Annotated in this window: 28 protein-coding genes; 16 read left to right on the top strand and 12 right to left on the bottom strand. The window is 66.9% G+C overall.

Annotation, left to right across the window (positions count from 1 at the left end):
• Positions 1-13: 13 nt before the first annotated feature.
• A complete protein-coding gene (locus tag B141_RS0105800) occupies positions 14-673 on the bottom strand; it encodes a TetR/AcrR family transcriptional regulator (protein ID WP_020574223.1) in 660 nt (219 codons plus the stop codon).
• Positions 674-835: 162 nt separating this feature from the next.
• Here B141_RS0105800 and B141_RS0105795 point away from each other — a divergent pair, with 162 nt between their 5' ends.
• A complete protein-coding gene (locus B141_RS0105795; RefSeq protein ID WP_020574222.1) occupies positions 836-1,990 on the top strand; it encodes a cytochrome P450 in 1,155 nt (384 codons plus the stop codon).
• On the opposite strand, the gene B141_RS0105790 is transcribed toward B141_RS0105795, so the two are convergent.
• Both B141_RS0105790 and B141_RS0105785 read right to left on the bottom strand, forming a co-directional pair.
• Positions 1,936-2,664: a response regulator gene (locus B141_RS0105790; protein ID WP_020574221.1), complete on the bottom strand. Its 729-nt coding sequence runs from the start codon at positions 2,662-2,664 to the stop codon at positions 1,936-1,938. The genes B141_RS0105795 and B141_RS0105790 overlap by 55 nt on opposite strands.
• On the bottom strand, positions 2,661-3,863 hold the full coding sequence (locus tag B141_RS0105785) for a sensor histidine kinase (protein WP_020574220.1): 1,203 nt from the start codon (positions 3,861-3,863) through the stop codon (positions 2,661-2,663). The genes B141_RS0105790 and B141_RS0105785 overlap by 4 nt, the downstream gene beginning before the upstream one ends.
• A 240-nt stretch (positions 3,864-4,103) precedes the next feature.
• Between B141_RS0105785 and B141_RS0105780 the strand changes: the two genes are divergently transcribed.
• The 6 genes from B141_RS0105780 (at position 4,104) to B141_RS0105755 (ending at position 8,775) form a co-directional block, all read left to right on the top strand.
• A complete protein-coding gene (locus B141_RS0105780) occupies positions 4,104-4,301 on the top strand; it encodes a DUF5957 family protein (protein ID WP_020574219.1) in 198 nt (65 codons plus the stop codon).
• Between the two features lie 134 nt (positions 4,302-4,435).
• A complete protein-coding gene (locus B141_RS0105775; RefSeq protein ID WP_020574218.1) occupies positions 4,436-5,047 on the top strand; it encodes an ATP-dependent Clp protease proteolytic subunit in 612 nt (203 codons plus the stop codon).
• A 59-nt stretch (positions 5,048-5,106) separates the two neighbouring features.
• Complete coding sequence (locus tag B141_RS0105770) at positions 5,107-5,715, top strand: ATP-dependent Clp protease proteolytic subunit (protein ID WP_026256945.1); 609 nt, start codon at positions 5,107-5,109, stop codon at positions 5,713-5,715.
• 258 nt (positions 5,716-5,973) lie between these two features.
• A complete protein-coding gene (locus B141_RS0105765; protein ID WP_020574216.1) occupies positions 5,974-7,992 on the top strand; it encodes an erythromycin esterase family protein in 2,019 nt (672 codons plus the stop codon).
• Positions 7,993-8,075: 83 nt separating this feature from the next.
• Entirely contained in the window at positions 8,076-8,504 is a 429-nt protein-coding gene (locus B141_RS0105760) for a DUF2267 domain-containing protein (RefSeq protein WP_020574215.1), read from the top strand.
• A 25-nt stretch (positions 8,505-8,529) separates the two neighbouring features.
• Positions 8,530-8,775, top strand: coding sequence for a cyclin family protein (locus tag B141_RS0105755; protein ID WP_020574214.1), 246 nt, complete (start codon positions 8,530-8,532; stop codon positions 8,773-8,775).
• Here B141_RS0105755 and B141_RS0105750 read toward each other — a convergent pair.
• Positions 8,772-9,650 (bottom strand): aminoglycoside phosphotransferase/kinase family protein, encoded by an 879-nt coding sequence (locus B141_RS0105750; RefSeq protein WP_020574213.1) that lies wholly within the window; start codon positions 9,648-9,650, stop codon positions 8,772-8,774. The genes B141_RS0105755 and B141_RS0105750 overlap by 4 nt on opposite strands.
• 376 nt (positions 9,651-10,026) lie before the next feature.
• Here B141_RS0105750 and B141_RS0105745 point away from each other — a divergent pair, with 376 nt between their 5' ends.
• The 3 genes from B141_RS0105745 (at position 10,027) to B141_RS0105735 (ending at position 13,375) form a co-directional block, all read left to right on the top strand.
• The gene (locus B141_RS0105745) at positions 10,027-11,004 is read left to right on the top strand and encodes a zinc-binding dehydrogenase (protein ID WP_020574212.1); all 978 of its coding nucleotides are present in this window, start codon (positions 10,027-10,029) and stop codon (positions 11,002-11,004) included.
• A 103-nt stretch (positions 11,005-11,107) separates the two neighbouring features.
• A complete protein-coding gene (locus B141_RS0105740; RefSeq protein WP_020574211.1) occupies positions 11,108-11,608 on the top strand; it encodes a GyrI-like domain-containing protein in 501 nt (166 codons plus the stop codon).
• A 171-nt stretch (positions 11,609-11,779) separates the two neighbouring features.
• Entirely contained in the window at positions 11,780-13,375 is a 1,596-nt protein-coding gene (locus B141_RS0105735) for a glycoside hydrolase family 76 protein (RefSeq protein WP_020574210.1), read from the top strand.
• 66 nt (positions 13,376-13,441) lie between these two features.
• Here B141_RS0105735 and B141_RS0105730 read toward each other — a convergent pair whose 3' ends face one another.
• A complete protein-coding gene (locus B141_RS0105730; RefSeq protein ID WP_020574209.1) occupies positions 13,442-14,086 on the bottom strand; it encodes a hypothetical protein in 645 nt (214 codons plus the stop codon).
• A 142-nt stretch (positions 14,087-14,228) separates the two neighbouring features.
• Between B141_RS0105730 and B141_RS0105725 the strand changes: the two genes are divergently transcribed.
• Positions 14,229-15,305, top strand: a complete 1,077-nt coding sequence (locus B141_RS0105725) for an NlpC/P60 family protein (protein WP_026256944.1) — start codon at positions 14,229-14,231, stop codon at positions 15,303-15,305.
• A 48-nt stretch (positions 15,306-15,353) separates the two neighbouring features.
• On the opposite strand, the gene B141_RS0105720 is transcribed toward B141_RS0105725, so the two are convergent.
• Together B141_RS0105720 and B141_RS0105715 are read right to left on the bottom strand one after the other, a co-directional pair.
• Complete coding sequence (locus B141_RS0105720) at positions 15,354-15,908, bottom strand: dihydrofolate reductase family protein (RefSeq protein ID WP_020574207.1); 555 nt, start codon at positions 15,906-15,908, stop codon at positions 15,354-15,356.
• Between the two features lie 30 nt (positions 15,909-15,938).
• On the bottom strand, positions 15,939-17,492 hold the full coding sequence (locus B141_RS0105715) for an MFS transporter (RefSeq protein WP_020574206.1): 1,554 nt from the start codon (positions 17,490-17,492) through the stop codon (positions 15,939-15,941).
• A 210-nt stretch (positions 17,493-17,702) separates the two neighbouring features.
• Here B141_RS0105715 and B141_RS0105710 point away from each other — a divergent pair, with 210 nt between their 5' ends.
• Both B141_RS0105710 and B141_RS0105705 read left to right on the top strand, forming a co-directional pair.
• Positions 17,703-18,725, top strand: coding sequence for a sigma-70 family RNA polymerase sigma factor (locus tag B141_RS0105710; protein WP_237742624.1), 1,023 nt, complete (start codon positions 17,703-17,705; stop codon positions 18,723-18,725).
• A gap of 21 nt (positions 18,726-18,746) precedes the next feature.
• A complete protein-coding gene (locus B141_RS0105705; RefSeq protein ID WP_020574204.1) occupies positions 18,747-19,379 on the top strand; it encodes a protein-L-isoaspartate(D-aspartate) O-methyltransferase in 633 nt (210 codons plus the stop codon).
• A 49-nt stretch (positions 19,380-19,428) separates the two neighbouring features.
• Here B141_RS0105705 and B141_RS0105700 read toward each other — a convergent pair whose 3' ends face one another.
• Positions 19,429-21,429: an ABC transporter substrate-binding protein gene (locus B141_RS0105700; protein WP_020574203.1), complete on the bottom strand. Its 2,001-nt coding sequence runs from the start codon at positions 21,427-21,429 to the stop codon at positions 19,429-19,431.
• Positions 21,430-21,920: 491 nt separating this feature from the next.
• On the opposite strand from B141_RS0105700, the gene B141_RS0105695 reads away from it, so the two are divergent.
• A complete protein-coding gene (locus B141_RS0105695; protein WP_020574202.1) occupies positions 21,921-22,685 on the top strand; it encodes a DeoR/GlpR family DNA-binding transcription regulator in 765 nt (254 codons plus the stop codon).
• 27 nt (positions 22,686-22,712) lie between these two features.
• On the opposite strand, the gene B141_RS0105690 is transcribed toward B141_RS0105695, so the two are convergent.
• From B141_RS0105690 to B141_RS39070, 3 genes are all read right to left on the bottom strand, one after another.
• A complete protein-coding gene (locus B141_RS0105690) occupies positions 22,713-23,102 on the bottom strand; it encodes a PPOX class F420-dependent oxidoreductase (protein ID WP_020574201.1) in 390 nt (129 codons plus the stop codon).
• Positions 23,103-23,181: 79 nt separating this feature from the next.
• Positions 23,182-23,628 carry a GNAT family N-acetyltransferase gene (locus B141_RS0105685; protein WP_020574200.1) on the bottom strand — a complete coding sequence of 149 codons (447 nt, stop codon included), beginning with the start codon at positions 23,626-23,628 and terminating at the stop codon, positions 23,182-23,184.
• A 114-nt stretch (positions 23,629-23,742) separates the two neighbouring features.
• Positions 23,743-24,441, bottom strand: a complete 699-nt coding sequence (locus tag B141_RS39070) for a nucleoside/nucleotide kinase family protein (protein WP_040420527.1) — start codon at positions 24,439-24,441, stop codon at positions 23,743-23,745.
• 101 nt (positions 24,442-24,542) lie between these two features.
• Between B141_RS39070 and B141_RS0105675 the strand changes: the two genes are divergently transcribed.
• Positions 24,543-25,349 carry a TMEM165/GDT1 family protein gene (locus B141_RS0105675; protein ID WP_040420526.1) on the top strand — a complete coding sequence of 269 codons (807 nt, stop codon included), beginning with the start codon at positions 24,543-24,545 and terminating at the stop codon, positions 25,347-25,349.
• On the top strand, positions 25,346-25,585 hold the full coding sequence (locus tag B141_RS0105670) for a hypothetical protein (protein ID WP_020574197.1): 240 nt from the start codon (positions 25,346-25,348) through the stop codon (positions 25,583-25,585). The genes B141_RS0105675 and B141_RS0105670 overlap by 4 nt, the downstream gene beginning before the upstream one ends.
• Before the next feature lie 123 nt (positions 25,586-25,708).
• On the opposite strand, the gene B141_RS53210 is transcribed toward B141_RS0105670, so the two are convergent.
• On the bottom strand, positions 25,709-25,969 hold the full coding sequence (locus B141_RS53210) for an HNH endonuclease (RefSeq protein WP_474774896.1): 261 nt from the start codon (positions 25,967-25,969) through the stop codon (positions 25,709-25,711).
• Positions 25,970-26,984: the final 1,015 nt, after the last annotated feature.

Here is a 26,984-nt window from a genome sequence, read left to right as displayed (position 1 = left end):
TTCGTCCCGCGGACTACGGGCGTTCCGTGGGCCTCGCGGCGGCTGCCTGGATCAGACCCGCCAGCAGCTGCCGGATCCGGTCCGCTGCCTGCCCCGGGTCGGGGCGGCCGGCGTCGAGCCAGGCGATCACCGCGTCGATCGCGACGGTGGGTGCGAGCTGGGCGGCCCACCGCGCCCACGAGTCGTCGGGGATCAGGTCGACCAGGTGGTCGTGGGCGATGGCCACCGCGGTCTCCCGGAAGCGGTCCATCTCCTCCCGGAACGCGGGCTCTCGGGCCGCGTGGTGGAACAGCAGCCGGAACCCCGCCGGATCGGCGGTCGCCGCGTCGAGCAGCGCGTCGATCGAGGCCATCGTGAACGGCTGACCGTCGGGGAACGCCGCGGCGAGGCGCGCGTTCGCCCGGTCGAGCACGGCGCGGTAGAGGTCTGCCTTGGACTCGAAGTGCCGGTAGAGGATCACCCGGCTGACCCCGGCCTCGGTCGCCACCGCGTCGAGGCTGGTCGCGGCGAACCCCGACCGCCCGAACGCCTGCGTGGCCGCGGACAGGATCTGGTCCCGGCGCTCGGCCCGGCGGAGGCGCCGGACCGTGCCCGGGGTGTCGAGAACGTCGGACGGCGGCGGGGGTGGGCCCCCGACACGGGGTTGGAGAGGACGCTCGTGGCTGATCGGCACGCTGCCACCCTTTCACCTTTCGACCCTCATGTGTTCGCATAGGTGTATACCTTGAGTTGTTTACTTAGTTGTGTACTCTTGCGAGTACTCATCAGCTTGACCGCGCCGCTGACCCAGTGAGCCACTGGGCCCGCGGCGCGGCCGTTAGTCCGGAGGTGATCGATGAACGCGACCGTCAGCCGAGCAACCACCCATACGGGCGACCCCGCCTGGCAGATCAGTGGGTACGACACGGTGAAGCGGTTGCTCGCCGATCCACGTCTCGGCAGATCCCACGCCGAGCCCGATCAGGCGTCGCGTTACTCCGAATCGATGATCTTCGGCCGGCCCGTGCAGACGACTCCCACCGAGCGGGCCGACCATCAGCAGATGCGCAAGCTCCTCACGCGGTCGTTCTCCGCCCGCCGGCTGGCGATCCTGCGGCCACGCGTGCAAGAGCTGGTTGACAGGTTGCTCGACGACATGGAACGCCGTACCCGGCCGGTCGATTTCCACGACGCCATCTCGTTTCCCCTGCCGGCGTTCGTGATCTGTGAGCTCCTGGGCGTGCCGTTCGAGGATCGGGCGGACTTCCGGCGCTGGTCCGACGACGCGGCCGACATGACCGACGGAGAGCGCTCGATGGCTGGGCTGATCGCGCTGTGGGAATACATGCAAGCTCTGGTTGACAGGAAGCGCCGCGAGCCCGCCGAGGACGTCATCACCGACCTGGTGACGGCGGACAAGGACGGTAGTCCTGTCTACAACAACGTCGAGGCCGCGCAGCTGGCCGCGGGGCTCCTCTTCGCCGGCCACGAGACCACCGTGAACGCGATCGACACCGGCGTCGTACTCCTGCTCACCCACCCTGAGCAGAAGGAGAAGCTGCGCCACGATCCGGCGCTGGTCGACAGCACGGTCGAGGAGATCCTGCGGCTCGGCCTCCCGATCCCGCCGACCGACACGACGTGCCCCGGAGAAACGCCCCGGGCGATCGGCCTGCCGCGGTACGCCAGCGCCGACATCGACGTGGACGGCGCCACCATCAGGGCGGGTGACCTCGTGGTGCTCGACCTGCGGCACGCCAACCAGGACGAGCGGCACTTCCCGGTGCCCGGGACGTTCGACCAGAGCCGGGCCGAGAACCCGCACATGTCGTTTGGACACGGCCCGAGGTTCTGTCTCGGCGCGCCGCTCGCCCGGATCGAGCTGCAGGTGTTGTTCGGCACGCTGTTCCGGAGGTTCCCGACCCTACGGCTGGCGGTGCCCGCCGAGGACCTGCGTCACCGAAGCCACCTCTTGACCGGCGGCTTGGCCGAGCTTCCCGTGGCGTGGTGAGGGGAGGCCGCCTCGCCTGGGCGGACGAGTCCGGTTTCGTACGCCAGGATCACCGCCTGGATCCGGTCGCGTAGGTGCAGCTTGGCGAGGATCCGCTTCACGTGCGTCTTGACCGTCGACTCCTCGACCACGAGGGTGGCGGCGATCTCGGTGTTCGACAGGCCGCGGGCGACGAGTTCGAGGACGTCCCGCTCGCGTGGGGTGAGCTCGCGGAGGCGCCGGGGGGCCGACGGGTCCGGCTGCGGCATCCGCGCCATCCGGTCGACCACCGTCCGGGTCACCGACGGCGAGAGGAGCGAGTCGCCGACGGCGATCGTGTGGATGGCGGCGATGAGGTCCTCGGGGCGGGTCCGCTTGAGCAGGAAGCCGGACGCGCCGGCGGCCAGGGCACCGAAGACATAGTCGTCGTCCTCGAACGTCGTGAGGATGAGGATCCGCGCGTCCGGAACGGCGGCCACGATCTCGCGGGTCGCGGCGATGCCGTCGAGGTTCGGCATCCGGACGTCCATGAGTACGACGTCAGGCCCGAGCTGCCGCGTCTGCTCGATCGCGTCGCCCCCGTCCGCGGCCTCGCCGACCACCTCCACCGTCTCGTCGCTGGAGAGGACGGCGCGCAGCCCGGCCCGCATGAGGTCGTCGTCGTCAGCGATCAGGACCCTGAGGGTTGCGGTCATAACGACGTCACCTCGCTGTAGGGGAGGTGGGCGTGGAGCCGGAAGATCCCGCGCTCGATGCCGGCCTCCAGCGTGCCGCCGAGGAGCGTGGCCCGCTCCCGCATGCCCACGATGCCGTGCCCACCGCCCTCCCGGACCGGGCCGTTCGGCACGGCGGGAACGGCGGGACCGGCGGGACCGGCGGCGACGGCGTTCGTCACGGTGATCTCTACGGCCCCGGGTCCGAACCCGACGGCCACCTCCGCGCTGCCGCGGCCATGCCGTGCGGCGTTCGTGAGCGCCTCCTGGAGGATCCGGTACGACGCCCACGCCACGCTGCGGGGAAGCGCGGGGCGCGGGCCGCGGAGGTCGGTGACCAGGGCGAGGCCGCTCGCGCGATGGCGTTCGAGGAGTTCCTCGAGGGCGGCCGGGTCGGCTGGCGGGGCCGGCTCGGTGCGGTCGTCCTCGCGGAGGGCGCGGACGAGTTGGTCGATCTCACCGACGGTTTCCCGGGCGAGTTCCTCGATCGTCACGATCGCCCGGCGGGAGCCCTCCGGGTCGCGCTCGTGCAGCAGCCGGGCCGCTCCGGCCTGGACGAGGATCACGTTGATGGCGTGGCCCGCGGAGTCGTGCAGTTCGCGGGCGATCCGGGTGCGTTCCTCGGCGGCGGCGAGCCGGCGTTCACGGTCGGCTTCGCGCTCGGCCCGCTGTGCGCGTTCCTCCAACTCGACCACCCGCTGGCGGCGTAGGCGGGTCCGGTCGCCGGCGACCCACACTCCGGCGACCATCGCGGCGACGATCAGCAGGTCGGGTACCGGCCGTGCGGTCTCGCCGGTCGCCGCGTAGGCCGCCGCGGTGGCGGGGACGAACGCCGCGGCGGCGGCCATTCCGGTCCAGCGCCACCGCCGGAGCGGGTCGCCGCTGAACGCCACCGCGACCTGGTACAACGCGACCAGCGGAGCGAGCGGGACGTCAAGCGGGTAGTCGAACACCAGCAGGGCGAGGCTCGCCGCGCTCACCACCGCGTAGACGGTCATCGGGGAGATGCGACGGGCGACCAGCGGCAGTGCGGACGCCAGGACGAGGAGAACTCCGCGCGCGTCGAGATCGCGGTTGCTGGGGTCGGGCATCCCGATGCCCTGCGAGGCGAGCACGCCCAGGGAGATGCCGAGCACGAGCGCCGCGATACCCGCGTCGACGACGAGATTCCTCCGCGTCATGGGAGGGAGCGTAATCCGGCGCCGGGCTCACCGGATCGCCCCCGAGCGGCATCTCGCTGTCCCCCCGTGGGGGGAGGGCGGGATCGCTCTGGCGTGCGTTGTCGGCAGGTGATCGGCGTTCCTAGCGTCCCTGGCGTACTCAAGAGCCTGCTCCCCAGCCTGCTCCCAACGGCGTCGCAGGAGCGCCGCGCCGAACGAACCATCCGCCCCGCCCGTCGAGTTCAAGGAAGTGAGTTCACGATGAGAACAGTCGCCGTCGCCGCCCTGGCCCTGGTCGGCGGATTCATCGCCGGCATCGTGCTGTCGGAGATCATCGGGATCCTGGGCATGCTGATCTTCGACGATGCCGTCGGCATCAGGTTCCTGCCGATCCTCCTCGCCGTCCTGTGCGCGGTGCTCGCGCCGATCGCCGACCAGCGGATCCGCCGGTCCAAGTAGGAGGGAATCCGCCGTGAGCGAACAAGGAGGACGGTTTCGCGGCGACCTGCCTAGCCTCAAGGGAGATCGCACGATCGGCGTGCCCGGACCCGCGGTGATGCGCGGGGCACGGGCCGAGGACGTAGGCGGAGGATATGAACGTGTACGCGCAGGAGGCGCCGGGCTACGGTCAGGGCGGCCTTGACGAGCACATCTATCAGCGGCTGCTGAAGGAGCGGATCGTCTTCTTGGGCTCGGAGGTGCGTGACGAGAACGCCAACGCGATCTGTGCCCAGATGCTGCTCCTGAACGCCGAGGATCCCGAAAAGGACATCTGGCTCTACATCAACAGCCCTGGTGGTTCGGTCGACGCGGGGCTCGCGATCTACGACACGATGCAGTACATCTCCAACGATGTCGCGACTTTGGCGATGGGTCTGGCGGCGTCGATGGGGCAGTTCCTGCTCGCCGCGGGCACCAAGGGGAAGCGGTTCGCACTGCCGCACGCGCGGATCATGATGCACCAGCTGTCCGGTGGCCTTGGTGGCACCGCGTCCGACATCAAGATCCAGGCCGAGCAGAGCCTGCACCTGAAGAAGCAACTGCAGGAGCTCACCGCGCTGCACACCGGTCAGACGGTGGAGCAGGTCGAGCAGGACGCTGACCGCGACCGTTGGTTCACCGCTGAGCAGGCTCGGGAGTACGGCTTCATCGACAACGTGGTGACATATGCGGGGCAGGTCGCCGTTGGCGGACCTGTTTCGTGACCTCGCATAAGCATTCTGGAGGGATCAGCGCGATGAGCACCCCTGACCTGTCCCCGCGGATGGACTATTTCATCCCGCGTTGGGAGGAGCGCACGCCCTACGGCTACCGGCAGGTCGATCCGTTCGGCAAGCTGTTCGAGGACCGCATCATCTTCCTCGGTACGCCGATTACGGACGACATCGCGAACGCGGTGATGGCCCAGCTGTTGTGTCTGGAATCGTTGGATCCTGACCGTGAGGTGCAGATCTACATCAACAGCCCGGGTGGTTCGATCACGGCGCTGACCGCGATCTACGACACGATGCGCTACATCACCCCCGACGTGCACACGGTGTGCCTGGGGCAGGCGGCGTCGGCGGCGGCGGTGTTGCTGGCCGCGGGCGCGCCGGGCAAGCGCTCGGCGCTGCCGTACAGCCGGATCGTCATCCACCAGCCCTACACCGAGGGCGGGCGTGGTCAGGCCAGCGACATCGAGATCCAGGCGAACGAGATCCTGCGGATGCGCAGCATGCTCGAGGAGATGATCGCCGAGAACACCGGCCGCCCCATCGACGAGGTGGCCCGTGACATCGAGCGCGACAAGATCCTCACCGCCCAGCAGGCGGTGGAGTACGGCCTGATCGACGAGGTGCTGGTCAGCCGTAAGAAGAGCCTCGTCGACGTCTAGTGTCCCCAGCACGCTAGGCCTCGCCGGGTTGTCACAGGTTTCTCGGTCAATTAGCCGAGAAACCTGTGACAACCCGGGCCCCACCCCCTTGGGTGGCTCCCCGCCATGGCGCAGCCTGCGAGGAACGTTCCCGCATCACGGCGGAGCGCGGTGGGTAGGCTCGCAAGAAACCGGCCGTACGCCCTCCGTTGTCCTTCTTCCAGGCTGCGGCGACGCCGGGGCGCATGGTGTCGGCCTGCTATTGAGCAGGAGGCAGACATGCCTGAACACCTGTTCCAGAATCGCCGGGACGCCGGTCGCGTGCTGGCCAGGTCCCTCGAGCGATATCGCGATCAGCCCGATCTCGTTGTCCTGGGACTTCCCCGGGGCGGAGTGCCCGTGGCGTACGAGGTCGCGACCGCGCTTGGTGCCCCGCTTGACGTGTTCGTCGTCCGCAAGCTCGGAGTTCCCGGTCGCGAGGAAGTGGCGATGGGGGCGATCGCCTCCGGTGGGGTGGTTGTCCTCAATGATGACGTCATTCGCGGTCTGGGCATCTCGCCGGAGAACGTCCGGCAGGTCGTCGAACGGGAGGGACGCGAACTCCTCCGCCGGGAGCGGGCGTACCGCGAAGGCCGTCCCAGGCTGACTGTTCCGAGCGATCTGCAGGGCGCGGGCAGGACGGTCATCCTGGTCGACGACGGTCTTGCCACCGGTGCGAGCATGCGGGCGGCCATCCGGGCGCTGCGCAAGCTCGGGGCGGCGAGGATCGTCGTTGGCGTACCCGCGGCGCCCCAGTCGACCGTCGAGGAGCTGTCCGCACTCGTGGACGAGGTGGTCTGCGCGACCACGCCCGCTCAGTACGCCGCGGTGAGCCAGGCGTACTGGGACTTCTCCCAGACCACCGATGAGGATGTCCGGGACCTTCTCAGGGCCGCCGGGGTGAGCCGGCCGGCGGCGATCGGTGCGACCGACGTGGCCGCGATCCGGTTGGCGGCCACGCCAGTGGAGCAAGGGGTTCCCAGCGACGAGGCGTTGTTCGGTCTCGTCGGCGAGGCGCACCTGGTGCTGATGGGCGAGGCGTCCCATGGAACCCATGAGTTCTACGAGGCGCGAGCGCGGATGACCCGGCGACTGATCGAGGAGAAGGGCTTCTGCGCGGTGGCGGTCGAGGCTGACTGGCCCGATGCGTACCGCGTGAACCGCTTCGTCCGCGGCCGTGGCGGTGACGCGACGGCGGAGGAGTCGCTGGGCGACTTCACGCGGTTCCCGACGTGGTTGTGGCGCAACGCCGTGCTGCTGGACTTCGTGGCATGGCTGCGCGACCACAACGACCGGCTGGGGGACGAACGCGCGAAGACCGGTTTCTACGGCCTGGATCTCTACTCGTTCTACCGCTCGATGCACGAGGTGATCGCCTACCTTGACCGGGTCGATCCCGAGGCCGCGACGCGTGCCCGCGAGCGCTACTCCTGCTTCGACCACGTGAGCGGCGACGACGGTCACGCGTACGGTTTCGCGGCGGCGTTCGGCGCGGGCGAGACGTGCGAGGACGAAATGATCGCGCAACTCGTCGACCTTCGGGGGCATGAGTTCGAGTACACCCGCCGAGGCGGGCTGACCGCCGAGGACGAATTCTTCTATGCCGAGCAGAACGCTCAAACGGTGAAGACCGCGGCGGAGTACTACCGGACGATGTTCAGCGGGCGGGTTTACTCCTGGAACCGCCGTGGCCGGCACATGGTGGACACCCTTGACGCGCTCGCGGAGCACCTTGGCCGGCAGCGTGGAGAGCAGGCGAAGATCGTCGTGTGGGCACACAACTCCCACATCGGTGACGCCCGGGCCACCGAACTCGCCGCACAGGGTGAGCTCAACCTCGGTCAGCTCGTCCGCGAGCGACACCCCGGCGACTGCGTCTCCATCGGGTTCACGACGTACACCGGCACGGTGACCGCGGCCGACGACTGGGACGGACCGGTCAATCGCAAATGGCTACGCCCGGCACTTCCCGACAGCGTCGAGGAGTTGTTCCACGAGACGGGCGAGAAGGAGTTCCTGCTCACCTTCGACGGTGCGAGCCGCGCGACTGAGGCGTTGCGGTCGCCGCGGCTCGAGCGGGCCGTCGGTGTCGTCTACCACCCCGACACCGAACGCCGCAGCCATTACTTCCACAGCCGGGCGGCGGAGCAGTTCGACGCGGTGATCCACCTGGACGAAACCCGAGCTGTCGAGCCGCTCGAACGCACCACCGGGTGGGAGCGCGGAGAGCCGCCAGAGACCTATCCGTTCGCGGTGTGAGGCCGGGTCGATATGGGCGTACGAAAGAACGGGATGAGACGACACGATAGAACGGATGAGACGACAGGGAATGGGAACACGACATGGCTGAAACCGGTTTCGCGTCGTTCAACACGACGGTGGACAAAACGAATCGGATTCTTCATCTCATCGAAGAGGCTTATGGCTGGCCCAGGGAACGCCGGAACCAGTCGTACGCCGCACTCCGAGCATTGCTGCACACGTTGCGCGACCGCCTGACCGTCGAGCAGGCCGCCCAGCTCGCGGCTCAACTCCCGATGCTCGTCCGCGGTATCTACTACGAGGGTTGGGAGCCGCACAAGGTACCCGTGAAGATGGGGCGGGAGGAGTTCCTGGAACGGATCCGCCGAGAATGCCGGTTTGAGGCTCCCGGTGGGGTGGAGCCCTTGATCCATACGGTTCTGCAGGCACTCCGAGCCCACATCACCGAAGGGGAATGGGAAGACGTCAGAGCGAGTGTGCCGAAGAACCTGGAGTCGGTTCTGACCTGACGTATGGAGATCGGGAGGCAGGGGGATGGCCGGCGACTCGCAGGCGGCAGTCCACGAAGCACTCCAGCGCGTGGAAGAGGAACTCGCGGAGCTGCGGAGGTCGATCAACGACGTTCGCCGCCGGATCGCGGAACGCTGGGACTCGCCCACTGACCCAGCGGACCTGGCGTCGGCGCTGACCACCGTGGAGGAGCAGGAGGCGCTCATCGAGTCGCTGGAAGCGCGGCGGCGCCACCTCCGCCAGAAGCTGGGTCTCCCCGCGGAGAGTTAGAACCAGCTGAATTCCCTGCGCATCAGGGCTTGCAGGGTTTGACGGGTACTCGCCGCGAAGCTGGCGTTCCCGTGGGTGTGCCCCCAGATCACGTGCCAGACCGCAGTGAGTGCGTGCCCGGCGAGCAGGATGCCGTGAGCGTCGCCGTCCAGGTCGCGGCCGTACCCAGCAAGGAACGCGTCCCGAAGATCCGGGCGCTGGCGCCACGGGCCGAAGTAGAGCCGGGCAAGGTCGGATACCCAGACCTCAGGTCCCGCCCATTCGAAGTCGATGACCTGGACCCGCCCACTGGCGACGAGCCAGTTCCGCGGACTGTAGTCGAGGTGGCAGGGCACGAGGCTTGGCTCCGGGATGCCGTCCAGAGACCGGAGTTCGGAACGCGCGAAGTCGAGTTCGCGGCGGTCGAGCAGGCCGTCGGCGCGCGCCGCCCACGACTCCAACGTCGCCTGCTTGCGGGCCGCGTAGTCGCCGTACGGAGGGAGTGCTTCCGCGTCGTGCAAACGCCGCAGCAGCGTGCCCGCCTGGTGGTACACGTCCACGTCGGTGCGGTGGCCCGCGTCGACGCCGGGGTCGACGCCGGTGTCGACGCTGACGAACGTGTCGCCCGGAACCTCTGACAGCACGAGCAGGCGTCGCTCGTCGTCGTACGCGCGCAGCCACGGCGCCCGGTTGCCCAGCGCGGGTACCCACCGTTGGTAGGCCGCGACCTCGCGGGTGTGCAACTCCTGGTGGGGATGCTGTTTGACGTACCAGCTCGACCCCTCGGCGTCGCGCACCCTGATCACGCGGGAGCCGCCGTGGTTCCACGAGCAGTCCTTTGTCGTACGACACGGACCGAGTAGGTCCTCGGCGTACCTTTCCAGTTCGGATCGCATAGGGGCTCCTTTCGGGCAGGGGTGGGGGAGGCGCAGTGATGAGGGGGCGGAGCCGCGAGAAGGGGCACCCGCCGGGTGATGCCTGGGAGCGCGGATCGGCTCAAGCCAGCATCGGCTCAGATCGCAGGCCGTCAGATTGGGCCGGCGCAGATTTCCGGCCACTCAGATCGAGGGCCGGCGGGTCCCGCGGAACTGCTGCGAGGGGGACCGCCTGGCGGCACTCTCATGATGCCATGCGACCGCGGTCACCACGTGCCCCCACCCCGGGCGCGCGCACCGGGTGGCCGTGGCGTGACGTACCCCGCACCTTCTTGACCTCAGGTTTGGTTGAGGTACAAGACTTCCGGTGTCGCAACCTGAAGGGAGTGCGGTGGGCATGCGGGCGATACAGGCGATCGCGTTCGGCGGCCCGGAGGTGCTTGTGCCCACGGAGGTGCCGGATCCGGTGGCCGGACCTGGGCAAGTCGTGGTTGACGTGGCTGTGGCGGACACGTTGTTCGTCGAGACGCAGATCCGCCGCGGCGGGGCCGGGAAGTACTTCACAGTGACGCCGCCGTACGTGCCGGGTGGCGCGGTCGCCGGGCGGGTGCGGGCCGTTGGAGCGGGGGCGGATCCTGGTTGGATCGGCCGGCAGGTGGCCACCAGGACCATCGACTTCGGTGGGTACGCCGAGCAGGCACTAGCCGCGGTCGAGGCGTTGATTCGGGCGCCCGAGGGATTGGACCTTCAGGTGGCGGCCGCGCTTCTTCACGATGGGACGACGGCGTTCGGACTTGTGGAGGCGGCGGACATCCGGCCCACGGAGTGGGTCCTGGTCACCGGGGCGGGCGGTGGGCTCGGCGTCCTGCTCGTACAACTCGCACACGCTGCTGGGGCACGGGTCATCGGAGCCGCGAGAGGGACGCGCAAGCTGGACCTGCTCGCGGGCCTGGGTGCCGACGCCGTGGTGGACTACTCCGAACCTTCCTGGCCAGAATGCGTTCGCGCGGCGACCGGCGGTGCCGGCGTCGATGTGGTGTTCGACGGTGTCGGCGGTGAGATCGGGCTGGCGGCGTTCGACCTGACGGCGCCCGGGGCTCGGTTCTCCGCGCACGGCAGCCCCGCGGGTGGCTTCGCCGTGGTCGACCCAGTGGAGGCGGAGCGTCGCGGGGTGACCGTACGCGGGATCGAGCAGGTGCGCTTCGGACCCGAGGACGCGAAGCGGTTGGCGGAACGCGCGCTGACCGAGGCCGCGGCGGGTCGGATCAAGCCCGTGATCGGGCAGACGTTCCCTTTGGAGCGGGCGGCTGACGCGCACGCCGCGATCGAGGCGCGCGCTGTCACTGGCAAGACGCTGCTGCTGGTCTCGCGCTGACCGACCCGGCCGGCAAGGTGGCGGAGACCGGCCCCCGCTCCGCGGGTACTCCAACCGATGAGTCTCACCGAGCCGCACCGTCTATCAAGCCATGGGAGCAACCATGCAACCGGAGCCACAGATCGTGGACCGCGCCGAGCAGCCGTACGTCGGCATCCTGGGCGTCGTCTCGATGGACACCATTGCCGAGATCGCCGACCGCATCCCCGACATCTTCGCCTGGCTGGGAGCACGCGGCATCCAGCCCGCGGGTCCGCCGTTCTTCAAGTACAACCGCATCGACATGGAGCGCCAGCTCGAGATCGAGGTGGGCTTCCCCGTCAACTCGGCGGTCGAGGGCGAAGGCGAGATCAGGCCGGGCGTCCTGCCGGCTGGACGGTACGCCACCGTCACCCACGTCGGCCATCCCGACCAGCTCGTCGGCGTCACCGGCGCCCTCCTGGAGTGGGCGGCCGAGCGCGGTCTGAGGTGGGACATGTCCGAAGAGGCTGATGGGGACAGGTGGGGGTGCCGCCTGGAGTTCTATCACTCGAACCCCGCCGAGGTGCCAGACATGAACGACTGGGAGACCGAGCTCGCGTTCCGGCTCGCCGACAGTTTCTGAAATCTCCTGGGCGACCAACCCCCTCCGCGGACCAGGGATCGCCAGCGGTCGGGCATCCGCCTCCGGTCATGTCCGGTCGTGGATCTTGTGTGCCCTCTGAGCAGGGCCTAGCGTCCCCGGGAGTCCCCCCGACGAGGTTGGCGGACTTTCCGCATCCTTCTGGAGGAGCTCTTGACGACGTCATCTCTTGCCCTGCCCACACGGTTCCTGCTGACGACGGCGGGTGCCTTCGCGATCGGCCTCGGTATGCTGTCCGGCGTTGCGGCAGCGCAGACCGGCTCGGGATCACCTGAGGCGCAGACCACACCTTCAAGGTCAGTCACGGTCCCCAACGCGGGCGCCGCGACCACCACCAGATCAGCGGCGCCAGCCAACCCCGCGGAGGCAGACATCTGCGATCCACTCTGTGACGGCGCCCCGGTGAGCGAGGCCACCGAAGACCGGTTGGCCGACGGCACCGGCATCTACGGCCGCTCGATCGAGTTGCACATCTCGGATAGGGACGCGATGGGTTGGGCGTCCATCAACAACGGTGACCCCACCGACGAGGTGTGGCTCGACCGGTCCTTCGACGGCGGTGCGACCGTCGCCGACAGCAGGCTCGGCTATGCGACGATTCCCGCGGGCAAGCGCGGCACGACCACCACGATGTTCGGCGTCAACGACAAGGCTGGCGGCCGCGTCGGTGTCATCCGTGCCTGCGGAAAGGCCGGCAACCGACCGGATATCGTCTGCTCCGGTTGGACGAAGGTCGAGAAACCCGCGACCCAAGGTACGCCGACCAAGCGTGCCGTCGCCGCGCTGGTCAAGCTCTACAACGCCAACACCGGTTTGTGGAAGACGACTGGTTGGTGGAACTCCGCGAACGCACTCACCGCGGTGATCGACTACCAACTGGCCACCGGCGATCGGTCGTACGAATGGATCATCGCCAACACCTACGAGAAGAACCTCCACGCCCAGGGTGGAAACTTCACCAACGACTACATCGACGACACTGGGTGGTGGGCGCTCGCGTGGATCAGGGCGTACGACCTGACCGGTGATCCTCGCTATCTCGAGACGGCGAAGTTCGACGCCGACTACATGTGGAGCTCGCGGGACGACGTCTGCGGTGGCGGAGTGGTGTGGAACATCAACCGCCGTTACAAGAACGCCGTGACCAACGAGCTGTTCATCAAGGCGGCGGCGAGCCTGCACAACCGGATCCCCGGCGACACGAAGTATCTCGACCAGGCGCTCAACATCTGGCAGTGGTTTGATGCCAGCGGGATGATCAATTCCGAGAATCTCATCAACGATGGCCTCAACTCGGCCACCTGCCAGAACAACGGCGACGTCACCTGGACCTACAACCAGGGCATCGTTCTCGGCGCGCTGACCGAGCTCGCGACAGCGACGAACGACCGGTCATATCTTGACCGGGCGAAGGTTCTGGCCGATGCGTCGACCCGGAGCGCGTATCTCAATCCGGGTGGAGTCCTCACCGAGCCCTGCGAGCAGAACGGCTGTGGCGGGGACGGTCCGACGTTCAAGGGCGTGTACGTGCGCAACCTGGGCGAACTCAACGCCGCCCTGAAGGATCGGCCGTACCAGTCCTACCTGCGAAAGCAGGCGTCCGCGTCCTACTCCAAGGGTCGGAACCGCTTCGACCAGTACGGCCTGCACTGGGCTGGCCCGATCGCTTCGATCAGCGCGGCCACCCAGCAAAGTGCCGCCGAGGCGCAGATCGCTCCGCTATGGGGAGTGAACGACGACGAAGCATAAGCAGGAGTGACCATTGATTGTGCGGGTCTCATGCCAGCCATGGGGCCCGCACAGTCGTTCTCAATCTCAACGCAGCTTCGTCAGGAACTCGTTGGCCAAGGTGGCAAAGGCCTCAGGCTTCGTGTCGAGCGGTCCGAGGAGCATGACACCCACGACGGTATTACCGTTCTTGGAGGCGGCGACGACGGCCGCGAGTCCGTGGCCGAAGGTCTCCTTGGTGTTGATGGCAGCGACGTCGCCGGCCCCGTCGACCTGCTGGTGGTCGGGCCCGAGAACCGTGTCGACAAAGGCCTTCGCATCTGGTTGCCCGGAGTCAGGTGTCAAGGAAACCTTGACGATCTCGGAGGTCTGCCCGGGCGCCCAGCGGTACGTACACCGGTAGACCGGGCCCATGCCTGGGACACCGGGATCCTGACGCCCCGTGGGCTTGTCGACCGTCGGGGCCTTCGGGCGTCCGAAAATCTCCTGTACGCGACTGGCGGAGACGAGGGCACAGACGTCGAGCGCCTGGGCTGTGGGCGCTGTCGTCGTCGGTGTGGCAGTGACGGTTGGCGTCGGGCTCTGCGTCTGCTCCGCGGTCGAATCGGAACTGTCGAGCCTGGAGGGTTCGAAACTCTGGCCAGCGTTACACCCGCTGGCCAGACCAGCTGACAGGACGGCCAGGACGATGGCGACAACTGATCGCTGCGGTCCCCGTGCCACAGTTCGCATGCGCTGAACCCTACTGGCTCGGGTTGTGGACAAGTATTTCGCCGAGGCGGGGTCACTCAGTAGAGTCTTGCCCGTTACTGACCGCAGGCTCCGCGCAACGGTTCCACTGCGCACGGCAGGACAGGCGGGTGACGGGGTTCGCATGTCTCGTACGTCAGGTCCTCTGGGGACACGTGTCGTTCCGCTGGCTCTCCTACTCCTTGGACTCCTCCTCGTTGGCGCGGCAGTCCCGGTGCCGGCGCGGCCAGCGCAGGCCGTCGGCCTCCCGTGTGACGGCCCCAACCGCAACCCGCCGGCGGCCACGCCCCACAAGCCTGACAACGGCTACAACCGCACAGCCGCCGACCGCAACAAGCCGATCACGCCTGACGAGGCGATCGCCCGAGGCCGAGACTGGATCGACGCCCGGCTCAACTACTGCCAGAGCGGGGGTTACCCCGACCGGCACGGCACCCACTACCGCACCGACTGCTCCGGCTTCGTGACCATGGCCTGGCACAGCGATCCACCCGGATACACCGCCTGGACGTCGATGTACGCGATCGCCCATCCGATCAGCTGGAGCGAGTTGCAGCCGGGCGATGCGGTCCACAACTCCGGGCACATCGAGCTGGTCGAGAAGGTCACTCCGACCGAGGTCAGAACGCTGGGCTTCGGCCACACGCCGCCGGAGGAGGAGGTCTATTCCTGGCCCGCGCTCATGATGGCCTACGACGAGCCCATCCGTTACAACAAGATGCAGGTCGTGTCTGACCAGATGGTGCTCGACTGGCTCAAGACACATGTCCAAAGGCCCGTCGCCAACATCCAGCCGACCAACGGCCGCACGCTGGTCAACCTCGACACCATCTTCTGGGCCGACGACGCGCCCTACCACCAGGTGGTCACGCTTCCCCAGGCGCCAACCGTTCAGGTCGAGATCTGGGCCAGTCCGACGAAGTTCGAATGGGACTTCGGTGACGGCCGCCCGAATTCCAAACGGACGACGCCCGACGGCGGCAAGCCCTATCCGAACCAGACGATCACGCACAAGTACGTCAGCACAACGCCACCGGACCAGCCGTTGAAGCCGAAGGTCGACGTCACCTGGGGCGACATCCACTGGCAGATCGTGGGGCAGGGCCCACGGCACGACGTCAACACGACCTTCACGCTCAACGGGCAGGGCAGGCCGCTCCGCGCCCTGGAGCTGCGGGATCTCCTGGGTAACTCAAACTAATCTCCTGCGCCCCGCGGCACAGACGGTCGTGGACGGGGTTGCGCCACCCTATTTCAGCACGCGGAACCGAAGATGCGTCGCACCACGCGACTCGATCACTCTCGTTCGTGCCAGGTCGATGCGCCCCGTACCCAAATCCAGCAAGCGGATGCCGGCGCCGAGGAGTACGTGCGTGACATGGAGCTGTATCTCGTCGACGAGTCCCGCTCTTATGCACTGCTGGGCGATGTCCGCGCCGCCCCCGATCGTGACGTACCTGTCGCCAGCGACGAGTTTCGCTTCCTGGATAGCGGCTTCGAGACCGCTGGTGGCGAAAGTCAACGTCAGGTTTCCCTTGGCCACCTTGTGCGGGGCCCGATGCGTGAGCACGAAGTGCGGCACCTGATAGGGGGTCTGCGCGAACCCGTCATCACGGTCGCCGATGTCGTAGGTCCGCCGGCCGATCACTATCGCGCCGGTAGTTTCGATCGACTCTTTGACAATGGCGCTGGCGCTGTCATCTCCGGTGCCGAAGAACCAGTCATGGAGCCCTCCGTACTCATCGTTCGGTCCAGCGATGAACCCATCCAGCGACATTGCCATGTCGAGCAGAACTTTCGCCACGGTGTCTCCTGTTGATCGAATGCCGTTTCGTTACGGCAGATGTGAGTGCGAGTCGCCGCCCGGGTGGCGGTGACGGAAGGCGACCACCGCGAGGACGGCGAGCCCCACGAAGAGGACGGCGCCGACAGCAGCGGCGGCATTCAGTCCGGCGGTGAAGGCCGCATGCGCGGTGTGCGACAGTTCGGTAGCGGGCCCGATCGGCAGCCGTTCGGCCGCCGCGACGGCTCCGGTGATGCTCTCGCGCGCGGCGCCAGCAGCCTCGGCTGGTATGCCGGCCGGGAGCGGACCGGCCAGCTGGCCGCGGTAGACAGCGGAGCCGAGGCTGCCCAGGACGGCGATGCCCAAGGCGATTCCGAGATGGTTGGCGGTTTCCGAAACCGATGCCGCCGACCCGGCCTTCGCTGGCGGAGCGGATCCCACGACGAAGTTGGTGCCGAGCGCTCCCATCGGGCCGGAACCGAAGAAGGCAAGGACGAACCCGCTCACCAGAAGGGGAAGTCCGCCGGCGCCGCAGATCTGGGTGATCAGGAAGTATCCGACCGCCGCCACCAGCAGGCCAGCCGCGATGACGTACGCCGGCCGGACCCGCTGCGCGATCGCCGGCGCCAGCATGGAGCCCACGACAATCGCGACGGCCGAGGGGACGAGCCAAAGGCCCGCTCGCAGTGGCGAGAGCCCTTCGACGACTTGGAGATACATGCTGACGAGGAGGTAGACCCCGCCCATCGCGAACGAGCCGAGCAGGAGGATCAGCAATGCGGCGGTGAACGCACGACTGTCGAACAGGCGCAGGTCCAGTAGCGGGTTGGGCAGGTGGCGCTGCCGGAGCAGGAACGCCACCCCGACCGCCACCCCCACCACGATGCTCAGCGCCGGTACCGCGTCCGGATCACCCTTCGCCAGTTCCTTGATGCCGAAGATGATCGGCAGGATCGTGCCGAGGGACAGCACGACGCTGGCCAGGTCGATCCGACCGGCCGCCGGGTCGCGATACTCGGGTAGCAGCACTGGCCCAAGGACGAGCAGCAGCGCCATCACCGGCGCGCCCAACCAGAACACCGAACCCCACCAGAGGCTTTCGAGCATTGCCCCGCCGATCACCGGACCGAGCGCACTTCCCACCATCAGGCAGCTGAACCAGAGAGCCACCGCCACACCGCGCCGCTTGGGATCTTTGAACATGGTGCTGATCAACGCCAGTGTCGAGGGCATCAGCGTCGCTCCGGCGATACCCATCACCGCCCGGGTGGCGATCAGCATGCCCGGACTGGCGGAGTAGGCGGCCAGCACGGTGGCCAGACCGAACGCGGCCACCCCTGTCAACAGCAACTTGCGGCGTCCGATCCGGTCGCCCAGAGTGCCCATCGTGATCAGGAAACCAGCCAACATGAACCCGTAGATGTCGATGATCCACAGGGCTTGTGTGCTGCTGGCTCCCAGATCCTCACTCAGGCGCGGCAGCGCGAGGTACAACACGCTCTGGTCCATTGCCAACAGCAGTGTCGGTAGCGCCAGCACGGCCAGCCCGATCCACTCCCGCCGCCCCGCCCGCGTTTGCGGTCCGGGCGTGGTCGCTTCCCGCATCGGTGATCCTTTCCTTCGAGGTCGTACGAACCAGGGCAGCGACGTACGCGGTCCGCGCGCACGTGCGCGAACCTTCACCTGCCTCATGGAAATGGACCAGCCAGCCGGGGAAAATCCGTCGGGTGAGCGGTGACTTTCTTCCTTGCCCCGGGTCCTTCGTACCGAGGACGACTCTTCGCTCTGGGTGCTCGCCAGCAGTACAGTCGGCGCGTGGAGAGGGCGAACGACCTGGTCATGCCGGACGATCCGGGCGGCGAGGAGTTCTCGTCCCTCACCAACCCTTTCCGCGTCGAACTGCTGGCGCACTGTTACCGCATGCTTGGATCCGTGCACGACGCCGAGGATCTGGTCCAGGAGACGTACCTGCGCGCGTGGCGTTCGTACGACGGGTTCGAGGGACGGTCATCGCTACGAACCTGGCTTTACCGGATCGCGACCCGTGTGTGCCTGACCGCGCTCGAGAACCGTGGTCGACGACCGCTCCCCACCGGGCTCGGCGGCCCGACCACGGACCTGGACGACGCCGCGACCATGCCCGACGTACCATGGCTCGAGCCCATACCAGACGCTCTGGTCGGTGCTGAAGGATCCGATCCCGCGGCGATCGTCACCTCGCGAGAGAGCATTCGGCTGGCATTTGTCGCCGCCCTCCAGCACCTTCCACCCCGTCAACGTGCGGTCCTCCTGTTGCGGGACGTGCTGAAATGGCGCACGGCCGAGGTCGCCGAGATGCTGCACACCACGACCACCGCTGTGGACAGCACACTGCGGCGCGCCCGAAGCCACCTTGAGCGGGTATCGCCGCGCCAGGATGCGCTCGCTGAGCCCACCTCAGCGGCCCAGCGGGAGCTTCTCGACCGCTACGTCACGGCGTTTGAGGGTCGGGACGTCGTGGCCCTCACCGAACTGTTCACGGACGAGGTCTCCTGGGAGATGCCACCGTTCGCTGCGTGGTTCCAAGGGTCTGAGACCGTCAGCCGCCACCTCGCGACGCAGTGCGCCGCCCAACCGGGCGACCTGCGCTTGGTTCGTACGTATGCGAACGGACAGCCGGCGTTCGCGACGTACCTACGCAGTGAGGACGGCATTCACCACCTCACCTCGCTCCAGGTGCTCACCCTCACAACCGCAGGCATCGCACACGTCACGAACTTCGTCGACCCACGGCTCTTCGCACTCTTCAGCCTCCCAGATATTGGACGATTGGCACATCACGGGGGGAGCTCCGCATAAAGCTGGGACGGAGGTGCGGTCATGCCGGCAGCCGCGCAGCAGCTCGTCGAGGCGGCCCGGCACGCGGGCGTCGAGGATCCTCGGGTGCTGGCCGCGATGATCGCGGTCCCGCGCGCTGGCTTCGTGCCCCGAAGTCACGCGAACGCCGCGAACGAGGACGTACCCATCCCGATTCCACATGGCCAGGTGACCACGCAACCGTCGCTGTCGGCACGCATGATCGAAGGGCTCGGCCTGACCGGAGCCGAGCACGTCCTCGAGATCGGGACCGGCTACGGCTACCAGACCGCACTCCTCGCCCAGCTGGCGCACGCGGTGACGAGCATCGAGCACTGGCCCGACCTCGCCGCGCAAGCCCGTGCGAACCTCACCCGAGAAGGCGTCAACAACGTGCGCGTGCTCGTGGGTGATGGCACCCTCGGTGTGCCGGAGGGTGCGCCGTATGACGCCGTGCTGGTGTCTGCCGCTTTCCCCGAGGTCCCACCTCCGCTGATCGATCAGCTGAGAGTGGGTGGCCGGCTTGTCCAACCGATCGGGTTGGGCGGTGACGAGGACGTGACGGTGTTCGAACGCACATCGGAGGGTCTCGTGGAGCGGGCGCGGCTGCTGCCCGCGCGGTTCGTCCGGCTCTACGGCCGGTACGGCTTCCGCTGACCCGCTCCACAAGCACCCCGTTGCCAGGGCAGCAGCCCCAGCGATCGAACTATCCGGAAATCGCGTACTGCTCGGGCCGGGTGGGTCCGGGCATCGGATAGAGCCAGCCATACATGAGGTGCTTCGGCACGTTGCGGAACCGCTTCCTGACGATGCCGTAGTTGCCTTCGGGAAGCACGGTGCCGATGACGTAGAACTCCTGGCGGGAGATATCGAGGAGGCGCAGGAACATCTCCTGCCGCTTACCCTGATCGACGGTTTTCATGATCTCGTCGTACAACCGCATCTGCTCACGAGCCGCCGCGGGCGGAGCTTCACCGTCCTTGCCGCCGCTTTCGTACCACGCACCCCAGGCGGGGGCGAAGCCGGTGCTGGCGCGGTAGGGGAAGTACCACTGCGGGTCCAGGAGGGCGTCGTTCATCCCAGAGATACCGCTGCCGGCCAGGACGTCGTACTGATTCGCCTGCTGGCGCTCGATCATGAGCTCCCTGGCCACGGTGGATATCTGTGCCTCGATGCCGACCGTTCGCCAGTATCCCCGGATGAGGTCGACCGTCGAAACCCACTCCGGGGAGTCGCCGCCGACCATGACGGCGAATGTGAGCCGGCGGCCGTTGGGCCCCAGCCTGAAGCCGTCGCCGTCGCGGCGGCGAAGACCTGCCTGGTCGAGGTGTTGGTTCGCCTTGTCCACGTCGTACGCGGTGTACTGCGTGGCCAGGTCTTCCTGGTAGTAAACGGACTCCTTGCGGGGAGCCGCCTGCCACGATCGTCCCTGACGTTGGAAGACCGCGTTGATGATCTCGGTCCGGTTGATCGCATACGACAGCCCGATCCGGAAGTCCTTGTTCTGGAACGTCGTGCGCAGTGCGGGGTTCCGGTGATTGAGATTGAACGCGAGAATGACGTAGTTGTTGCGGCTGTCGGTCACGTTGACGAACTCGTACTTGCCCTTCTCACGCCCCCGGGCGAGGACTGGTTTGTTCTTGAGCGTGGCGATTGTGAAGGGATCGGCGTTGAAGTCGACCTCGCCGTTGCTGCCCTTGAGGAGGAGCACCTCTGGGTTGCTCACGACGTCGAACGCGATCCGGTCGATGTAGGGGAGCTGGCGCCCCTCCGCGTCGGTCTTCCAATAGTAGGGATTGCGTTCGAGTTCGAGTCGATTCGTGCTGTCGAGCGGACGCGAAACCCGCCAGGCGAAGACCGTCGGAATTTCGGTACTGGCCCAGTACTGCGCCGAGATCGTGCCGCCTCCGCCCTTGCTCAACATGAGGTCGCGCCAGTTGTCATGTCCCTGCTCCTTGGCCTTCGCCTCCACGTTGGCGCCGTACCTCGGATGGAACTCCCTCAGGTAGTGGGCCGGCAGGATGATCCGGGAGGTGGCAAAACCGGGCGCCGCGAGGCGCTCCAGAAACATCCCGTTCGGTTCGACAAACGTGAGACTGAACGTGTGGTCGTCAATCTTCTTGAACTTCGCCAACTGTCCGCCACTCACGAACTCGCGGGACGTTGTTGGCGTGAGTTCCTGGTCAGAAATGATTCCCTCATAGGCAAACTCAATGTCGTCAGTGGTGAACGGATGCCCGTCCGACCACTTCACACCCGCACGCAGGTGGAACGTATAGACCCGCCCGTCGGTGCTGACCTCCCAGGATTCGGCGAGGTTCGGGATCACCTTTCGCCAGTCAGGATCCCAACGGACAAGCGTGTCGTAGGCAAGCTTGCGATAAAGGTCGGTGGTGTTGGTGCCAAGAAGCAGGTCCTGCCAGGTCCCGCCGTACGTACTCACACCATCGAGAGGCTCGATGGTCAGTGGCGCCTTCGGGAGGCGCTCCTTGAGTGGTGGTAACTTCCCTTCCTTGACCAGTGCGGCAAGGGCTGGAGCTTCCCGCCCGGCCGACGCCGGCGGCGTCTTGCCAGGTGTGCCGTTGCTCGGCTTCATCGAGAACGCACTGCATCCGGAACCTGTGAATCCGACGAGGGCGATCAGCGCTCCTCGTCCTAATACCGTCCGCCGGGACAGACTGCCGCCGTGACTTTCGACAACCCCCATGTCGTCGCCATCCTTCGCCAGATGAGTTGTGGGTCGGGGTGGAGCATGGTGCGTCCGCTGAGCGCGCCGGATTTGGCTGGTGCGGTGACCGAGATGCGGAGATGCGAACTGGTCCTGCGGGAGGTGCGGAGGTGGGAATCGTCTCCGCGTACTCGTCGTGCTGAGGTTCGTCCGGTGAACGCGATCGACGGAACATCGCTGAATGTGCGAACGAACGGCAAACTAGGACGGCGCGGAGGAGGCGTCAACGGTTTGGCCAGAACGGTCAACCACGGTGCTCGCGCGGCCCGATGACCAGGGAAAGTGGTTCGATGAGGCAGGGGCACGACGGTGCCGTCGAGGCTGAGCCAGCTGGTGCCTAGCGGAGGTGTCGACAACGGCGTTCGGTCGAACACCTATGCCAGATCGACCACCATGCCAGATCGACCATGCTGGATCGAGTACCAGGCCGGATCGACCACCGGTCGTACGTGGCTTCGGGGAGACTGCAGATGACGATCGGTACGCCAGGCGCGGAGGCGGGGCGTCGGCGGGAGGCGATCCTTCGCCAGCTCGCTCGCACCGCACGACTCGACGTGTCCGAACTCAAGGAGGAGTTCGGCGTCTCCGAGATGACGATCCGCCGTGACCTCGCCAAGCTCGCGCAGGAGGGGGTGCTCCGCCGGGTCCACGGCGGCGCGGTCCGCGTCGAGCGGTCGGCGTTCGAGTCGCGCACGGTGCGATTCGCGGACGAGAAACACCGGATCGCCAAGCAGGCGGCGGCTCTCGTCGGTGAGGGGCAGAGCGTCGGCATCGACACTGGCACCACCGCACAGGAGGTCGCGCGGGCCCTCGCCGAGCGCTCTGGCCTCACCATCGTGACGAATTCCATCAACGCCGCGGTTGAGTTCCGGGGCTCACCCAACCGCGTGATGCTGATCGGCGGCGTCCTTGTCCACGAACTCTGCACCGTCGGCTCGTTCGCGACGGACGCGTTGAAGCGGCTCCACGTCAATACGTTCGTCGTCGGATGCGGAGGGCTGACGCCGGAGCGGGGTCTCAGCTACTTCGATATCGAGGAGACGGAGGTACGCCGGGCGATGATCGACATCGCCGACACGGTGGTGGCCGTCATGGATCACTCGAAGTTCGGGCGGACCGAGACCGTCGCGCTCGCCTCGATCGCCGAGGTCGATGTGCTCGTGACCGACGCTGAGCCGCCCCGAGCCATCGTGGACGTGTGCCGGAAGTACGGCGTCGAGATCATCATCGCCTAACGTCCGTCCCGTGCCTGAGGCGATGGATCAGCCCCAGACGTGGTAGCTCTCGATGGTGAGCCAGGCGGTGATTCGCGGGTGCTTGCGGTCGGGGTACGGCTTGTTGGTGTAGTGCTGGGCGAGTCGGTCGATGCCACTCAGGTCGTCGTCCGGCTCCAGAGTGACGGTGCCCTGGACGCTGATGTGTCGATACCAAGAGTCGCCGTCGAGCACCGTCAACGACACGCGGGGATTGGCGCGGACGTGTTCGAGGCGCTTGCGGCGGGCGTCGAGGTTGAGCAGGATCCGGCCGTCGTCCCAGAGGTACCACGTTGCGACGGTGACGGGCATGCCATCTGGCCGGACCGTCGCCATCACGGCGGGGTTGGGTTTCTTGAGCAGGTCGACGTACTTCGCGGGTAGGGGCGGCCTGGGCATGAGACATCCTTTCCGGGAGAAGCGGGGACAGTTTGAGAGGGAGCGGAGACAACGCGGGGGTGGATCAGCCCGGCGCCACCTAGGTCGCCTGGAACGTCCAGTCGATCGAACGCGGGTGACCCCCGAGTTTGCCGCCGGCCGCGGTGTAGGCGCGGACCGCCGCGGGGTTGTCGTCGTCGGTGAGGACCCACATGCCGTAGCAGCCCCGCGCCGCCGCGTGCTCGGCGAGCGCGCGGACCAGAGCCCGCCCGATGCCGCGGTTACGGAACTCCTCCCGCACACCGAGTTCGTAGAGGAACATCTCGGTGCCCTTGTCAGGGTGGGTCAGCTCCACGCCCGTGACCATCCCGGCTGGTTCGTCGCCCACGTATGCGATGAACAGGTGATGGTCAGCTGCGTTGAGAAAGCGCTGGGTGGCGTCCGGTCGTGGCTGATGATCGAAACAGTCGGCTGCCGCGACCACCTTGTCGGCGTCGGCCGGCCCAATCAGGACGACCTTGGCCGCATGCGGGGAAGACGTTGCCATCCGCCAACCCTAGCGTGGGCGTGCCCCGCTGGCCGGCCACGGACCGCGGCGTCGCGTTCGGGTCATCGTTCCCATAAAAGGCGACCCGGAGCCCTGATATTCAGGCCAGCTGGATCATGATCGCTCAGACTGGCTGAGGCGTGCTGCCGCCGGTCGCGCGGGATCGTCGTTGTCGACGACGATGTCGGCGTTGTCGAGGGGACGGGCGTCGGCGTGGTAGAGCTGCTGCGCTGGAAGGTATCTGCTGCGATAGCGCCGCTCGACCTCTTCGCGGGAGCCAAAGAGCACGGCGTCGCGCTCGAGGGCTCGGCGCAGCGTTTCCTCCGGCGTGACGGATACGTAGATCCGAAGATCCCAGATGTCGATCAGCTCTGGGCGTAGGAGAAACACGCCGTCGAGAAGCAGGATCGCGTTGTCTGGTGCGCGATCGTGTGTTCGGGCTAGGGCCTGGTCAGTCTGGTAGTCGAAGATCGCTTGGCAATAGGTGCGATCTCCGTCGGGCCCGAGCGGTTCGAGGAGTTCCTTCCGCAGCGCGTCATAGTCGAAGGTGTCGTGGTAACAGCCTTCCGGCGAATCCTCACGGCGATAGCGGATCTCGCGGGGCTGGTGGAAGCTGTCGATGGACGCGCGGATGACCGGACGACCGAGATTGCCTACCGCTGAGGCGAGTTCGTCCGCGAGGGTGGTCTTGCCCGCCGCATCCGGACCGTCGACGGCGACGCGTACAGGATGCGGGCGCTCGACGGACATGATCGCGGCAGTGAGGCGTTCGATGAGTGCGGGTCGGGAGAGCGGGTGTCGATCGTGAGCCACCTGCGCAGCGTAGGGGACGCAAGAGCTTTGACAGGCTCAACCTCCTGTAACTAGCGTTGCATACAACATTCGTTTCACTTCTGGTTTGAGGGAAGTGCCCCATGACTCCTGCTACGTGGGGACTTGTGGCGACCACCTTCGCCGCCTGTTTCGTGGAGATGGTCGAGGCGACGACCATCGTGATGGCGATGGGGTTCACGCGGAGCTGGCGGTCGGCTCTGACCGGCACCGCCACCGCGCTCGCGGCGCTGGCGATCCTCACGGTTCTCGCGGGTTATGCCCTGGGGCGCTGGATTCCTGAGGCGGCGCTGCAGTTGGTTATCGGCGGCCTGTTGTTGATCTTCGGGTTGCAATGGCTGCGCAAGGCGATCTTGCGTTCGTCCGGACGTAAGGCAATCCACGACGAGAACGCGATCTACCGGGAGGAGACGGAGGCGGCGCGGGCCGCCGCGCCGACCGGTGGTGACCTCGACATGTTCTCCTTCATGGTGTCGTTCAAAGGGGTCCTTCTCGAAGGCATGGAGGTGGTGTTCATTGTGATCACCTTCGGCCTGAACGCTGACAACGTGCCGGCCGCGGGTGTGGGCGCGGTCGCCGCGGTGGTTGCCGTCCTCGGGCTGGCGGTGGCGGTGAGACGCCCACTCTCGATGATCAACGAGAATGCCCTGAAGTACGGCGTCGGCTTGATGCTCGCGTCATTTGGTACGTACTGGGTGGTCCAGGGGGTCGGGATCTTCCAACCAGGTCGGGACAGTCTCGTCTGGCCGGGCCGCGACCTCGCCATCCTGGTCCTGATCGTTGTGTGGTTCATGCTCAGCCGGGTGTTCATCGCGACGCTCCGCGTCCGTGGGCCGGGCCGGGAGGACGAGGGGGCCCTCGGACGTGCTGGCGATGAGGTGGCGAAGTGAAGATCCTCAAGTCCTTCGGGTGGTTCTGGTACGACTTCCTTATCGGCGACGACTGGAAGATCGCGGCGGGGGTGGTCAGCGCGCTCGTCGCCCTGGTTGTCGTCGTGAAGCTTGATGTGCTCGGCGACACCGGCCTCGTGATCGTGGGTGCGGTTGCGATCGTGCTGGCGTTCGCGTTCAGCCTGATGATCGATGTACGCCAGAAGTCTGCCGTACGCCCGAAATCCCAGGAGTGACGTCGCGCCGGCTTTCGTGGAACCGGGTGACCGTGAGCAGGCATGCCAGCAGGCTCGAAATCCCTTTTCTATAAGGGTTCTCGAGCCTGCTGCCTTGTTCGCTTGTCCGCTTCCCCGCGTTGGCTAAAAGGGTGGGGGATCTGGATTGTCTGGTTCTACGGGGTCGGTGAGGCGTGGCGGAGTCACCTGGTACTCCCGGCTGTGCGGATCGGTATATCGAAGGTGGCCCGGACTGGTCTGCTCGACCTTCCAGTCGCCTTCGGTTTTCACGCGGTGGTGTCGACGGCACAGTGGTGCCACGTTGTTGACCGAGGTTTCGCCACCCTCGGAGTAGGGCTTGGTGTGGTCGAGGTCGCAGTTGATGGCTGGGCGCCTACAGAGCATCCAGGTGCAGCGCTGGTTCAACGACTGCACGAACTCCGCCGGAAGACCGCGTAAGAAACGTTGCGCCATCGGATGCAAACTCAACAACTGCCCCGTCACCGGGTGGGTGATACCGATCGTGAACATCGCATCCGGGTTATCGAGATGGTTCGCGATCAACCGCCGCGCTACTTCGGTGAGCACCGGCCCGAACCCGCCCAGCTCCGCTGGCCGCTCCGCCAGCTCGAACAGGGTCGTGATCGGCACGTTCAGCTGAAGCTTCGCCTTGACCGCCGCTCTCCAGGACCGGAACGCGGCCGGGATCTCCTGCTCCGGGATTGGTTCCCGATCGGCGCCGCTTTCACCAGCAGCTTTGCCGGCCGCACTGTCGTCGCGGGCCTGCGGCCTGGGCCGGTCCAACGGATGCGTGTAGGTGGCGGGTTTACAGTCCTCACACGGGCAGCCCGAAAGGTGGTGGTCGTGGTCGCACGCGGTGTGCCGGCACCCATCTGACTCGGCAGCAGAATCGTCCCGCGCACCCTCAGCTTCGCCTTGGGCGGGGCGGTCGGCGTTGTCCTGCTCGTCGAGCAGGTCGTCAAAGGAACCTTGACAAGGGCCGGCGTCCCCGCCGTCCTCCCCGGCACCGTTCTCGCAGTCGCAGTCCTCGCCGGAAGGGTTTCTCTCTGTGCCGACTTCTGGAGCGCTGTCGCAGATGAGGACGTCGGCTTCGCCGGAGAGCAGGGAGATGGCGATGTCGGCCCGCAACTGCGGCAGGGTGCGTTCGTCTCCGCCGGTTTTCATGGTGCGGGCGATGGCGTCGAGGTATGCCCAAGCTTGCGCGGCCTTGTCGTGGGGGATGCCGTGCAGGCGGATGGTGGAGACGTTGTCCTCATCGGGATAGACGGCCACGCCACGGTCTTCGCGNGCCCTCTTGTGGCGTTCTTTCGCCGCCTCCGGGTCCACCTTGATGATTTCGGCTTCAACATAGAGCCGTAGCAGCCCGCCCCGCAGTTTCAACACCTCGGGGAAGATCGCC

Origin of the sequence: Actinopolymorpha alba DSM 45243 (genome assembly GCF_000373925.1) — a bacterium.
GTDB lineage: Bacteria > Actinomycetota > Actinomycetes > Propionibacteriales > Actinopolymorphaceae > Actinopolymorpha > Actinopolymorpha alba.
Note: the sequence above shows the minus strand (reverse complement) of the source record. Positions and strands in the feature narration are given on the sequence as shown.

Excerpts from the sequence above, each read along its gene's own strand:
- B141_RS0105795 (WP_020574222.1), top strand. The coding sequence starts at position 836 with ATGAACGCGACCGTCAGCCGAGCAACCACCCATACGGGCGACCCCGCC.
- B141_RS0105790 (WP_020574221.1), bottom strand. The coding sequence starts at position 2,664 with ATGACCGCAACCCTCAGGGTCCTGATCGCTGACGACGACGACCTCATG.
- B141_RS0105785 (WP_020574220.1), bottom strand. The coding sequence starts at position 3,863 with ATGACGCGGAGGAATCTCGTCGTCGACGCGGGTATCGCGGCGCTCGTG.
- B141_RS0105780 (WP_020574219.1), top strand. The coding sequence starts at position 4,104 with ATGAGAACAGTCGCCGTCGCCGCCCTGGCCCTGGTCGGCGGATTCATC.
- B141_RS0105775 (WP_020574218.1), top strand. The coding sequence starts at position 4,436 with ATGAACGTGTACGCGCAGGAGGCGCCGGGCTACGGTCAGGGCGGCCTT.
- B141_RS0105770 (WP_026256945.1), top strand. The coding sequence starts at position 5,107 with ATGGACTATTTCATCCCGCGTTGGGAGGAGCGCACGCCCTACGGCTAC.
- B141_RS0105765 (WP_020574216.1), top strand. The coding sequence starts at position 5,974 with ATGCCTGAACACCTGTTCCAGAATCGCCGGGACGCCGGTCGCGTGCTG.
- B141_RS0105760 (WP_020574215.1), top strand. The coding sequence starts at position 8,076 with ATGGCTGAAACCGGTTTCGCGTCGTTCAACACGACGGTGGACAAAACG.
- B141_RS0105755 (WP_020574214.1), top strand. The coding sequence starts at position 8,530 with ATGGCCGGCGACTCGCAGGCGGCAGTCCACGAAGCACTCCAGCGCGTG.
- B141_RS0105750 (WP_020574213.1), bottom strand. The coding sequence starts at position 9,650 with ATGCGATCCGAACTGGAAAGGTACGCCGAGGACCTACTCGGTCCGTGT.
- B141_RS0105745 (WP_020574212.1), top strand. The coding sequence starts at position 10,027 with ATGCGGGCGATACAGGCGATCGCGTTCGGCGGCCCGGAGGTGCTTGTG.
- B141_RS0105740 (WP_020574211.1), top strand. The coding sequence starts at position 11,108 with ATGCAACCGGAGCCACAGATCGTGGACCGCGCCGAGCAGCCGTACGTC.
- B141_RS0105730 (WP_020574209.1), bottom strand. The coding sequence starts at position 14,086 with ATGCGAACTGTGGCACGGGGACCGCAGCGATCAGTTGTCGCCATCGTC.
- B141_RS0105725 (WP_026256944.1), top strand. The coding sequence starts at position 14,229 with ATGTCTCGTACGTCAGGTCCTCTGGGGACACGTGTCGTTCCGCTGGCT.
- B141_RS0105715 (WP_020574206.1), bottom strand. The coding sequence starts at position 17,492 with ATGCGGGAAGCGACCACGCCCGGACCGCAAACGCGGGCGGGGCGGCGG.
- B141_RS0105705 (WP_020574204.1), top strand. The coding sequence starts at position 18,747 with ATGCCGGCAGCCGCGCAGCAGCTCGTCGAGGCGGCCCGGCACGCGGGC.
- B141_RS0105700 (WP_020574203.1), bottom strand. The coding sequence starts at position 21,429 with ATGGGGGTTGTCGAAAGTCACGGCGGCAGTCTGTCCCGGCGGACGGTA.
- B141_RS0105695 (WP_020574202.1), top strand. The coding sequence starts at position 21,921 with ATGACGATCGGTACGCCAGGCGCGGAGGCGGGGCGTCGGCGGGAGGCG.
- B141_RS0105690 (WP_020574201.1), bottom strand. The coding sequence starts at position 23,102 with ATGCCCAGGCCGCCCCTACCCGCGAAGTACGTCGACCTGCTCAAGAAA.
- B141_RS0105685 (WP_020574200.1), bottom strand. The coding sequence starts at position 23,628 with ATGGCAACGTCTTCCCCGCATGCGGCCAAGGTCGTCCTGATTGGGCCG.
- B141_RS0105675 (WP_040420526.1), top strand. The coding sequence starts at position 24,543 with ATGACTCCTGCTACGTGGGGACTTGTGGCGACCACCTTCGCCGCCTGT.
- B141_RS53210 (WP_474774896.1), bottom strand. The coding sequence starts at position 25,969 with ATGCTCTGTAGGCGCCCAGCCATCAACTGCGACCTCGACCACACCAAG.